General features: G+C 60.1%; 9 protein-coding genes and 1 rRNA gene. 7 read left to right on the top strand and 3 right to left on the bottom strand.

The annotated features are described in order from the left end of the window. Positions 1–114: ribosomal RNA gene (locus JHD64_RS02475) — 16S ribosomal RNA — on the bottom strand; the annotation flags it as partial. A 563-nt stretch (positions 115–677) separates the two neighbouring features. On the opposite strand from JHD64_RS02475, the gene nadB reads away from it, so the two are divergent. Continuing rightward, on the top strand, positions 678–2,258 hold the full coding sequence (gene nadB, locus JHD64_RS02470; protein ID WP_059287580.1) for an L-aspartate oxidase: 1,581 nt from the start codon (positions 678–680) through the stop codon (positions 2,256–2,258). 44 nt (positions 2,259–2,302) lie between these two features. On the opposite strand, the gene JHD64_RS02465 is transcribed toward nadB, so the two are convergent. Beyond that, positions 2,303–4,600 (bottom strand): PAS domain-containing sensor histidine kinase, encoded by a 2,298-nt coding sequence (locus tag JHD64_RS02465; RefSeq protein ID WP_244909890.1) that lies wholly within the window; start codon positions 4,598–4,600, stop codon positions 2,303–2,305. Between the two features lie 165 nt (positions 4,601–4,765). Between JHD64_RS02465 and JHD64_RS02460 the strand changes: the two genes are divergently transcribed. The 6 genes from JHD64_RS02460 to JHD64_RS02435 all read left to right on the top strand — a co-directional run bounded on the left by JHD64_RS02460 (position 4,766) and on the right by JHD64_RS02435 (position 11,545). Then, a complete protein-coding gene (locus tag JHD64_RS02460) occupies positions 4,766–5,770 on the top strand; it encodes a TRAP transporter substrate-binding protein (protein WP_199052147.1) in 1,005 nt (334 codons plus the stop codon). A gap of 65 nt (positions 5,771–5,835) precedes the next feature. Further along, complete coding sequence (locus tag JHD64_RS02455; RefSeq protein WP_059286264.1) at positions 5,836–6,429, top strand: TRAP transporter small permease; 594 nt, start codon at positions 5,836–5,838, stop codon at positions 6,427–6,429. Further along, complete coding sequence (locus JHD64_RS02450) at positions 6,429–7,757, top strand: TRAP transporter large permease (protein ID WP_059286265.1); 1,329 nt, start codon at positions 6,429–6,431, stop codon at positions 7,755–7,757. The genes JHD64_RS02455 and JHD64_RS02450 overlap by 1 nt, the downstream gene beginning before the upstream one ends. Positions 7,758–7,904: 147 nt before the next feature. Then, positions 7,905–10,190: an NADP-dependent malic enzyme gene (locus JHD64_RS02445; protein ID WP_059286266.1), complete on the top strand. Its 2,286-nt coding sequence runs from the start codon at positions 7,905–7,907 to the stop codon at positions 10,188–10,190. 76 nt (positions 10,191–10,266) lie between these two features. Beyond that, a complete protein-coding gene (locus JHD64_RS02440) occupies positions 10,267–10,518 on the top strand; it encodes a PhaM family polyhydroxyalkanoate granule multifunctional regulatory protein (protein ID WP_059286267.1) in 252 nt (83 codons plus the stop codon). 106 nt (positions 10,519–10,624) lie between these two features. Beyond that, entirely contained in the window at positions 10,625–11,545 is a 921-nt protein-coding gene (locus JHD64_RS02435) for a VirK/YbjX family protein (RefSeq protein ID WP_199052146.1), read from the top strand. Positions 11,546–11,615: 70 nt separating this feature from the next. On the opposite strand, the gene JHD64_RS02430 is transcribed toward JHD64_RS02435, so the two are convergent. Next, positions 11,616–12,218, bottom strand: a complete 603-nt coding sequence (locus JHD64_RS02430; protein ID WP_199052145.1) for a flavin reductase family protein — start codon at positions 12,216–12,218, stop codon at positions 11,616–11,618. Positions 12,219–12,235 lie beyond the last annotated feature (17 nt).

Genomic DNA, 12,235 nt, shown 5'->3' with positions numbered 1-12,235 from the left:
TTACTCACCCGTTCGCCACTCGTCAGCGGAGCAAGCTCCCTGTTACCGTTCGACTTGCATGTGTAAAGCATGCCGCCAGCGTTCAATCTGAGCCAGGATCAAACTCTTCAGTTCAATCTCATAGCAAATTTTCTGGCACGCAAGATCAAAGAAAATAACAAGTATTTCTTGTCTTGCAGTGCAAGTATTTGGCTTTCGCCAAGCACTCACACCTATCGGTTATTCTGTTTTTTAAAGAGCGGTGCAGGTCGCTGCGTTTCGTTTCCGTCGCTGCGTTGTCTGCTGAGGAGGCGAACTATACCGCCCTGCCCTACCCTCGTCAACACTTTGTGCGAAGAAAAGTGCAGATTCTGGCCAAACACCGGCCAATTACGCGCTAAGTGACTGAGCAGCAAGCAACTATGCCGATAGGGTTTTATTGCATCGCAGCAGCGCTTTGCCCCGCCGTCTCAACCAGGTCGACATTGCGTATCTGCTGCGTCGGCTTGATCGCCCGGATCTTCCATATAAAACCGCTGGCTGGGCAGCCTGCGGAGAGACTTAATCGAACCCGGCCATGCCGGGCGGGATGGGCGGACACATATATATAGAGCCAAGGCTGATGCCGCCCGACGACGGTTCTGCTACTCTTTAGCCTTCTGCAAACAGCCCTACTCCGCCTGACGGCGGCATCTGCCATGCTCAAGTTTGATGTTCTGATTATCGGTAGTGGTCTGGCCGGCATGACGCTGGCCCTGCATCTGGCGGCCACCCGCAAAGTTGGCCTGATTACCAAGCGCGATCTGCTGGAAGGCAGTTCGACCTATGCCCAGGGCGGTATCGCCGCCGTGCTGGATACCGAGGATTCGGTTGAGGAGCATATCCGCGATACGCTGATTGCCGGTGCCGGGCTGTGCAATGAGGAGGCGACACGCTTTATCGTGGAGCATTCCAAAGAGGCGATTGACTGGCTGATCGCACTGGGCGTGCCGTTTACTCGTGACGATACCCACAAGACCGGCTATCACCTGACGCGCGAGGGTGGTCATAGCCATCGCCGCATCATCCACGCGGCCGATGCGACCGGTGCTGCCGTGACTTCTACACTCGGTCAGAAGATCAAGGCGCATCCGAATATCACGGTACTGGAAGATTTCATTGCCATCGACCTGATCACTTCACGCAAGCTGGGCCTGGAGGGCAAGCGCTGCTACGGCGTGTATGCGCTGGACAAGACGCTGGACCAGATCGTCACCATTGCCGCCAAGCACACCATGCTGGCTTCCGGTGGGGCGGGCAAGGTTTACCTCTACACCACCAATCCGGATACCGCGACCGGTGATGGCATTGCCATGGGCTGGCGTGCCGGTTGCCGGGTGGGCAATATGGAGTTCATCCAGTTCCACCCCACCTGCCTGTATCACCCGCACACCAAGTCTTTCCTGATTTCCGAAGCGGTACGTGGCGAGGGGGGCATTCTGAAGCTGCCAGACGGTACCCGCTTCATGCCGGATCACGACCCGCGGGCGGAACTGGCACCGCGTGATGTGGTGGCACGTGCCATCGACTTTGAAATGAAGAAGCATGGTCTGGACTGTGTCTATCTGGATATTTCCTACAAGCCGGCCAATTTCATCAAGGAACACTTCCCCAATATCTACGCTCACTGCCTGGAACTGGGTATCGACATCACGCAGGAGCCGATTCCGGTGGTGCCGGCCGTGCACTTTACCTGCGGTGGTCTGGTGACCGACCTGACCGGCCATACTGATGTAGACGCGCTGTATGCGGTGGGTGAAGTGGCCTGTACCGGTCTGCATGGCGCCAACCGTCTGGCCAGCAACTCGCTGCTGGAGTGCCTGGTGATTGGCAAGGCAGCCGCCGAGGACATTCTGGCCGCACCGGACATCACCCTGCCGCCGATTCCGGACTGGGACGACAGCCAGGTAACCGATACTGATGAAGAAGTGGTGATTTCACACAATTGGGACGAGCTGCGCCGCGCCATGTGGGACTATGTCGGCATCGTGCGTACCAATAAGCGGCTGATGCGGGCACTAAGCCGGATTCGCCTGCTGTCCGAGGAAATCAACGACTACTACAGCAACTTCCACGTCACCAACGACCTGATCGAGCTGCGCAATCTGGTGCAAACCGCCGAGCTGATCGTGCGTTCGGCACTGCTGCGCAAGGAGAGCCGTGGCCTGCATTACAGCCGCGACTACCCTGACATGCTGGAAGAAACACAGGAAACCATCCTGCAGCCCAGTCAACACTAGGTACTGGCTGGCCATGTGACAACGGCACCCACGGGTGCCGTTTTTCATGTGCCGTCGCTGCTGCGCCGTAGCGGCAGGGTGAACCAGAATACGCAGCCGCCCGCCACTGTGGAATTGACGCTGAATTCGCCACGATGAAACTCGACGATGGAACGGCAGATATTCAAACCAATTCCCATGCCATCAGGCTTGGTGGAGTAAAACGGGGTAAACAGCTCTTTCTTGATATTGTCGCTCAGGCCAGGCCCGTTATCTGCCACCTCCACCCGCCAGAACGCTGGTCCCACCGTGGTGCGCACCACGATATGCGGCCGCCGGGTTTGCGCCTCGACCATGGCTTCGATGGCGTTCTTCATCAGATTAAGCAAGACCTGCTCGATCAGTACCGGGTCCATGTCCAGCCGGCAGTCTGTGCCGTCCTGCTCGATCACCAGCTGCACGCCGGCCTTGAAGGCCATCATCTCGGCCAATCCTGCTGCCCGCGCCACCACGCGCGCGGGATCGACATTCTCCAGCTGCGGCTCGTGTTTTTTGACAAAGGCGCGGATGCTTTTGATGATCTGCCCGGCGCGTTGCGCCTGCTGGCTGATGGCCGCCACGGCCTCGCGCACGCCGGATGGCAATTCCAGCCGCTCCGGCAGGCGGCGCGCCAGCCCGGCCGAGTAAGTACTGATGGCGGTGAGCGGCTGATTCAGCTCATGCGCCAGGCTGGAGGCCATCTCACCCATGGCAATCAGGCGCGAGGTAGTCTGGAAGCGCTCCTGCTGGGCCTGCGCCCGTCCTTCCCGTTCGCGCTCTTCGGTGACATCGGTCAGAATCACCAGCCAGGCCGGTTCGCCACTGACCCACTCCAGCCGGCGCCGGTGCATCTGGAACCACTGCGCGCCATCTTGCAGGGTGAACTCGCTGGCCAGATCATCCTGCTCCGGCTCATCGCGCAAACCGGGCAACAGCAGGCAGCACGGCGCATCCGGCTCGTCGGCCAGCCACAAATAGGAAAAGGTGGGATTGCCGTATAACAGCTGCCCGCTGAGCTGGCTGACCACACAGACACCCGCCTGCATGCCGTTAAGCACGGTGAGGAAGCGCTGGTGCGAGGCATTCAGCGCCAGCCGCTGGCGTTTGCGCTCGGTAATGTCGAACAAGGCGGCAATCCAGCCACGATGGCTGCCATCGCGCTCGATCAGCGGCGTGGCATACAGCCGCACCTCGACAAATTCGCCATTCTGGCACTGAAAGCGCAGTTCGAAACCCTGCTCTGGCTGCATGCCATGCCTGACCGCATCCATGGCCGCGCGCATTTGCTGGTGATCGGCACTGGGCCAGAAAACATGGGGCGGGCGCTGGCCCACCAGTTGCTCCGGCGCATAACCCAGCATTTCGCAAAATGCGCGGTTGACCCGCAGTATTTCCCCTTCCAGGCTGATGGCGACCAGGCCACTTTTCATGCAGTCCTCGATGGCCTGGCGCAGCGACACTTCGGTGGCCAGCGCATGTTCGGCACGCGAGCGTTCACGCATGTGGCGACGAATGCGCCAGATGGAGTACAGCAGGGCTGCGGCCAGCAGCATGATCAGCCCGGTCAGCACCGGCAGGGTCAGCCCCAGCCCGGAACGATAGCTGACGGCACGCAGATACACGCCAAAGCCTGGCGGGTCGAAGCTGGTCTGGTGGGAAATGGTGCCGGGGTGTTCGGAAGGGTCGAACTTGCTGGCCAGGGTGCGGCCGCCGACATCGACAAAGCTGATGTAGTTTTTCGAGGCGATCCACCACGGCACCTGGCGGTGCAGCAATTGATCGAACTGATACACCAGGCGGATGCTGCCCAGATATTTCTCGTTGGCAATAATGGGCACCGCCAGGTCGAAGCGGTACTTGCCATCAGCACGGCGGTAGGGTTGGCCATAGGACGCGCGGCGCAAGCGCGAGGCCCGCCACACCGCGTCGAACTCGTCGCCATGCAATACCTTGCCGGGAGCGACCTGTCCGTGCTGGTCGCGTATCAGCATGCCGTTCTGGTCGAACTGCTGCACCTGCAGCACTTCCGGGCTTTCCCGCATGAAAAATGCGGCCGAGGGCACAAAACGCTCGGGCTGCAGCTTGCCAGCGGCGATATCTGCCGCCATGCCCTCGGCCCATTCCTGCTGCGCCTCCATGTGCAGGCGCATCGACTGTTCCAGCCACAGCACTTCCTGGATGAGATTGTCGTGCTGCTCATCCACCCAGTCGCGATACACCAGATAAAACAGCCCCCCCAGCGCCATGACCAGGGCAATGAGAGTCAGCGAGGTGCCCAGCCATAACAGGCGGGGGGAACGGCGGCGGGCAAGCAGATCGATCACGTGCATAAGCGGGTAAGGGAAAACCCCAATGATGAAGTCCCCAATGGCATGTTGTTGGCGCGCCTTCTACTTTACACGGTATTAACAGCCCGCAGACAAGGGCTGTAATACAAAGCAAAAACATTCAACGCAAACGGAAACAGAAACAGAAACGGAGAGACTCATATGAAACTGAAAATTGCTGCCCTGCTGATTGGCGCTTCCTTCGGTGTGGCCGGCATGGCCCAGGCTGCTGGCGAAATCGTCATCAAGTTCAGCCACGTGGTATCGCCGGACACCCCCAAGGGCAAGGCCGCCGAATACTTCAAGAAGCTGGCGGAAGAGCGTACCCACGGCAAGGTCAAGGTTCAGGTCTACCCCAACAGCCAGCTGTACAAGGACAAGGAAGAGCTGGAAGCCCTGCAGCTGGGCGCAGTGCAGATGCTGGCCCCGTCGCTGGCCAAGTTTGGCCCGCTGGGCGTGAAGGAATTCGAAGTTTTCGACCTGCCTTATGTGTTCGACAACTATGACGAAGTGAACAAGGTGATGCACGGTGCCATCGGCAAGCAATTGCTGGGCAAGCTGGAAAGCAAGGGCATCAAGGGCCTGGCTTACTGGGATAACGGCTTCAAGAACTTCTCGGCCAACAAGCCGATCAAGTCGCCGGCCGACCTCAAGGGGCTGAAGATCCGTATCCAGTCGTCCAAGGTACTGGAAGAGGAAATGCGCTCGGTAGGCGCGCTGCCGCAGGTGATGGCCTTCTCCGAAGTGTACCAGGCGCTGCAAAGCGGCGTGGTGGACGGCACCGAACTGGAAGCCTCCAACCTGTACACCAGCAAGGCCTACGAAGTGCAAAAGCACCTGACGCTGACCCAGCACGGCTTCCTGGGCTATGCCGTGATCGTCAACAAGAAATTCTGGGACGGCCTGCCGGCTGACGTGCGTACCCAGCTGGATGGCGCCATCGTCGATGCCTCCAAGTACGCCAACGACATCGCCAAGAAGGAAAACGACCGCTCGCTGGCCGCCATCAAGGCTTCCGGCAAGACCCAGGTCTACACCCCGACGGCCGCTGAACGCGCTGCCTTCAAGAAAGCCATGCTGCCGGTTCACGCCAAGATGGCCGAACGCATCGGTCCGGACCTGCTGAAGGCGATCTACAAAGAAACCGACTTCCACGCCAACAACTGATCGGCCCATGCATGGAGCGTGCGTGCTGCGGCACCCACGCTCCTTTTTGCTGAAAGAGAACAATCATGCTGAAATTCCTCGATCACCTTGAGGAGTGGATGATTGCCCTGCTGATGGGAAGTGCCACCCTCATCACCTTTGCCGCAGTATTGCACCGCTACGGCTCGGGCATCGACGCTCTGCAACCCTATCTCGCCCACATCAACATGGCCTGGGCCCAGGAACTGACCATCTACCTGTTTGTGTGGATGGCCAAGTTCGGTGCGGCCTATGGCGTGCGTACCGGCATCCACGTGGGCGTGGATGTGCTGATCAACCGCCTGTCGGACAAGAACCGCGCCAAGTTCATCATCTTCGGCCTGCTGGCCGGTGCCCTGTTCACCGGGGTCATTGCGGCACTGGGCAGTGATTTTGTCTGGGAAATCGCCCATACCGACCAGACTTCGCCCGATCTGGAAGCACCGATGTGGCTGGTTTACCTGGCCATTCCCTGTGGTTCCACCCTGATGTGCTTCCGTTTCCTGCAAGTGGCCTGGAACTTCATCAAGACCGGCAGCCTGCCCAAACATGATCACGGCCATGTCGATGGCCTGGAAGAAGGTGCCGAGGATCTGGACAATCTGCACCCGCATGACCTGAACCACGGAGGCAAGCACTAATGACCACGCTCATCATTTTCGGTCTGCTGCTGACGCTGATGCTGACCGGCATGCCGATTTCCATCTCGCTGGGTCTGACGGTACTGACCTTTCTGTTCACCATGACCGAAGTACCGATCCAGTCGGTAGCGCTCAAGCTGTTTACCGGCATCGAGAAGTTCGAAATCATGGCGATTCCATTCTTCATCCTGGCGGGCAACTTCCTGATGCACGGTGGCGTGGCCAAACGGATGATCCGCTTTGCCACCACCCTGGTGGGCCACTGGTATGGCGGCCTCGGTCTGGCCGGCGTGGTGTCCTGCGCCCTGTTTGCCGCCATTACCGGTTCCTCGGTTGCCACCGTGGTGGCCGTGGGTTCCATCATCCTGCCGGCCATGGTCAAGCAAGGTTATCCGCAGCGCTTTGGTGCCGGTGTCATCACCACCTCCGGCGCACTGGGCATTCTGTTCCCGCCCTCCATCAATCTGGTGATGTACTCCATCGCCACCGCCGGCATGGATGTCACCGGCCCGGATGGCTCGCCGGTAAGCACCGCCTCGGTCGGCCAGCTGTTCATGGCCGGGGTACTGCCCGGCCTGTGTCTGTCGGTATTGCTGGGCCTGACCACCTGGTATCGCGCCAAGAAGTTCGACTACCCGCGCCTGCCGCGCGCCAGCTGGGGCGAGCGCCTGCAAGCCTTCCGTGAATGCGTGTGGGGCCTGTTGCTGATCGTGCTGGTGATCGGTGGTATTTACAGCGGCATCTTCACCCCGACCGAAGCCGCTGCCATGGCCGCGGTCTACGCCTTCATCATTGCCGTGTTCGTCTACAAGGACATGGGGCTGAAGGATGTGCCGCGCGTGCTGGTCAATGCCGCGTCGATGAGCTCGATGCTGCTGTACATCATCACCAATGCCGTGCTGTTCTCCTTCCTGATGGCATCGGAACAGATCCCGCAAGCCATGGCGGCCTGGATGACGGCGCAGGGCCTGGGCATTGTCGCCTTCCTGCTGGTGACCAACATCCTACTGCTGGCAGCCGGCAACTTCATGGACCCGTCGGCCATCGTGCTGATCATGGCGCCCATCCTGTACCCGGTGGCGGTCAAGCTGGGGGTCAACCCCATCCACTTCGGCATCCTGATCGCCGTCAACATGGAAGTCGGCATGTGTCACCCGCCAGTGGGGCTGAACCTGTACGTGGCCTCGGGCATCACCAAGATGGGCATTACCGAGCTGACCGTGGCGGTATGGCCATGGCTGCTCACCATGCTCGGCTTCCTGATCGCAGTAACATATATTCCTGGCATCTCGCTGTGGCTGCCACGAATGTTAGGTATGATGCAATAACAGCAGGACAGGGCCAGCTACGCGGCAGGGATGAACACCCTCGCCGCGTAGCTTGTCTGACAGGACCATAGCCCCGGTAGAGGGTTAGCCCTTATAATATTGAGCTAAATTCAAAACGACCATAAGAAACCACCCAGGAGTTCACGAATGGACGAGCAACTGCGCCAAGCCGCACTCGATTTCCACCAGTTCCCTCAGCCCGGCAAGATTCAAGTATCCCCGACCAAGCCGCTGGCTACCCAGCGAGATCTGGCCCTTGCCTACTCCCCCGGTGTGGCCGCCCCGTGTGACGCCATCGTGGAAGACCCGCTCAATGCCTACAAATACACCGCCCGCGGCAATCTGGTAGCCGTGATCACCAACGGCACCGCCGTGCTGGGCCTGGGCAATATCGGCCCGCTGGCCGGCAAGCCGGTGATGGAAGGCAAGGGCGTGCTGTTCAAGAAGTTTGCCGGCATCGACGTTTTCGACATCGAACTGAACGAAAACGACCCGGACAAGCTGGTCGACATGATCTGCGCCATGGAGCCGACCTTCGGCGGCATCAATCTGGAAGACATCAAGGCCCCCGAGTGCTTCTACATCGAGAAGAAGTGCCGCGAACGCATGGGCATTCCGGTCTTCCATGACGACCAGCACGGCACCGCCATCGTGGCCGCTGCCGCGGTACTGAACTCGCTGCGCCTGGTCGACAAGGACATTGCCAATGTCCGCGTGACCGCATCCGGTGCCGGTGCGGCCGCCATCGCCTGCCTCGACCTGCTGGTGGCATTGGGCGTGAAGCGCGAAAACATCACTGTCTGCGACTCCAAAGGCGTGATCTACCAGGGCCGTGACGAAAAGCTGGACGAATCCAAGCAGCGTTACGCCATTGCCGACAACGGCAAGCGCAAGCTGGCCGACGCCATGGTTGGCGCCGACATCTTCATGGGTCTGTCCGGCCCGCGCCTGGTGACCCAGGACATGGTCAAATCCATGGCCCCGCATCCGGTGATTCTGGCCATGGCCAACCCGGAACCGGAAATCCTGCCGCCGCTGGTCAAGGAAGTCCGCCCGGATGCCATCATCGGTACCGGCCGTTCCGACTTCCCCAACCAGGTCAACAACGTGCTGTGCTTCCCCTTCATCTTCCGTGGTGCGCTGGACGTGGGCGCCACCACCATCAATGAAGAAATGAAGCTGGCCACTGTGCGCGCCATTGCCGACCTGGCCATGGCCGAGCAGTCCGACGTGGTGGCTTCCGCCTATGGCGACCAGGAACTGTCCTTCGGCCCGGAATACGTGATTCCCAAGCCCTTCGACCCGCGCCTGATCGTCAAGATCGCCCCGGCCGTGGCCAAGGCAGCCATGGACTCCGGCGTGGCCACCCGCCCGATCCAGGATTTCGACGCCTATGTCGATCAGCTCACCCAGTTCGTGTACAAGACCAACCTGTTCATGAAGCCGGTGTTCTCGCAAGCCAAGAAGGAAAGCAAGCGTGTCGTGCTGACCGAAGGCGAAGACGAGCGCGTGCTGCATGCTACCCAGGAAATCGTGCTGGCCGGCCTGGCCAAGCCCATCCTGATCGGCCGTCCGAGCGTGATTGAAAAGCGTATCGAAAAGCTGGGCCTGAAGATGGAGATCGGCAAGGACTTCGAGCTGGTCAACAACGAATCCGACCCGCGCTTTGCCGAATACTGGAAGGACTACTACAACCTGATGAAGCGCAAGGGCGTTTCGCAGGAACAGGCCCGTCGCCGCGTGATTGGCAATACCACGCTGATCGGCGCGCTGATGGTCCGTCGCGGCGATGCCGATGCCATGATCTGTGGCACCTACGGCACCTACCGCCAGCACTTCGAAATCGTGGAAACCGTGCTCGGCTACAACAATGCCGACAAGGTGGCCGGTGCGATGAATGCGCTGATCCTGCCGACCGGCAACATCTTCATCACCGACACCTATGTCAACGCCAAGCCGGATGCCGTGCAGCTGGCAGGCATCACCAAGATGGCCGCCGAAGCCATGAAGCGCTTTGGTATCGCACCGAAGGCCGCCCTGCTGTCCAACTCCAGTTTTGGCACCATCAACGGCGAATCCGCCGACAAGATGCGTACTGCACTGGAGCTGATCCGCGAAGCCCAGCCTGATCTGGAAATCGATGGTGAAATGCAGGGCGATGCCGCCCTGGTGGAAGCCATCCGCACCCAGGCCATGCCGGACACCACGCTGAAGGGCTCGGCCAACCTGCTGATCATGCCGAATGTGGAAGCCGCCAACATCAGCTACAACCTGCTGCGTGTATCGGCCTCCGACGGCGTGACCATCGGCCCCATCCTGATGGGCATGACCAAGCCGGTGCACATCCTGACCCCGATTTCCTCGGTGCGTCGCATCGTCAACATGGTGGCCCTGGCCGCCGTGGATGCACAGGTAGCAGCCAGCAACAGCTAACTGCTCATCTTTGGTCTTATACTGAACGGGCAAGCAGGCGCTTGCCCGTTTTTTTATATGACAAGGAGAGCCAGCCATGAGCGCCGATTTCAATCCTGCCGATCCATTCGCCATGTTCCGCCAGTTCTGGCAAACTGCCACCCCGGCCAGCGCCCAGCCTTTCCTGCCGCCGATGAGCGAGGAGGAAATCGACCGCAAGCTGGCCGAGCTGCGCGTGGTGGAAGGCTGGCTCACCATGAACCTGGGCATGCTGTCGATGCAGATGAAAACCCTGGAAATGCAGCGCGCGGCCATGGTGGCACTCAAGCCGCGTGACGAGAAAAAGTAAGCTGTCACAAACGGTCACCACCCAGGGACAAGCCGGCCAAAGACGCCGGCTCCCGGATCAACAATAATGCTGCTCCGTGCATGAACGGCTTTTAGAAGAACTCTGCGTGAAATCAATCGAATCGGCTTCGGGGCCACACCCCGCCCGCCTGCTGGGCCAACTGGCCAGCGGGACATTCTCCCGCCGCGACTATCTGGACGAAGGCAAAAACCGTATCAAGCTGGCACTGCGCACCCTGCTGACCCTGCCGGCCAGCTACCGCTGGCTGGGCTTTCTCGCCAGCCAGCCATTAATGCTCGACTATCTGCGGCTGGCTCCGCGCCTGGCACAAAAGCTGCACCGCCCTTATCTGCACCGCGGACTGGGCAACGCCGCCAAGGCCGCCATGCTGCAGCAACACTACAGCCGGGTGCTGCAACTGCCCGCCGGCTTGCGCGGCAAGCTGCTGTCGCTGGACAACCTCAGGCTGGCCAGCGTCAGCGGCAAGGACGACAGCCAGTTTGGCTGGGTGCTGGGCCATAACCACACCTTCGACAAGGAAGGCGAACTGTCGCTGCAGTTCGTCGACGGCCAGCAGGTGGCGCTGGCCACCCTCACCTTCACCCTCTGTCAGTACCAGGGCCAGAACGTGGCGCTGGTGGGCGGCCTGCAAGGCCCGCGCAAGGAATTCGGCCACGAATGCATCCGCACCGCCACCAAGGCTTGCCACGGGCTGTTTCCCAAGCGGCTGGCGCTGGAAGCCCTCACCGTTATTGCTCGCGAAATGGGCTGCCAGCAGGTGCTGGCCGTGTGCAAGGACAGCCATATCTACAGCTCCTGGCGCTATCGGCGCGAATTCCAGGCCGATTACGACAGCTTCTGGCTGGATATCGGTGCCGAGAAAATCAATACCGAATATTTCCGCATCCCCTTCCCCATCCCGCGCAAACCGATGGAAGAGATTGCCAGCAAGAAGCGCAGCGAATACAACCGTCGCTATGCCTTGCTGGACGAGATGGCCAGCCAGATCGTGCAGTCGCTGCACTGACACCAGCCGCAACAGCCGTAAAAAAAGCAGCCTTGCGCTGCTTTTTTGCTGACGGATGCCAATGCCGCGCTCAGGGGCGGGCCAGGGCGAAGTCCTCATGCACCAGGGTATAGCCATCGCCAGCCAGTTTGCCGATGGGATGCAGGGCCTGCAGATTGATCCGGCCGGCCTGGTATACCGCATCATCCACATGCACATGGCGGATTTCCCCCAACACCAGCGTGCTGCCAGCGGCACCATGGCCCAGATCCAGACAGCTATGCAGGGTACATTCATAGCGCACAGGTGAACGGGCCACGCCGGGCGCTTTCACCAGCTTGCTGCGCACTTTTTCCAGCCCGGCCAGATCAAACTCGTCCACTTCCGCCGGATAAGCCGCACAGGACTGGTTCATTTCCTCCACCAGCTGCTGATTGACGATATTCACTACAAACTCACCGGTGGCGCGGATATTGGCCAGGCTGTCCTTGTCGCTGCCATCCGGCTTTTTCAGGATGGTCACCGCCAGCATGGGCGGATTGAGCCCGGCGACGGTAAAAAAGGAAAACGGCGCCAGATTGGCCACGCCCAGCAAGTCCTGGGTGCTGAGCCAGGCAATGGGCCGTGGCAGCACGCTGCCGGTCAGCAATTTGTACAGGCTGGTGCCGTCCAGCTCCCTGACATCACAATCCATATCGCTCACCGCTTGAC

It is taken from the genome of Aquitalea sp. ASV15, assembly GCF_016429115.1.
In the GTDB taxonomy this organism is placed as follows: Bacteria; Pseudomonadota; Gammaproteobacteria; order Burkholderiales; family Chromobacteriaceae; genus Aquitalea; species Aquitalea magnusonii.
The sequence above is the reverse complement of the archived record's forward strand: the minus strand, read 5'-3'. Positions and strand labels throughout refer to the sequence as shown.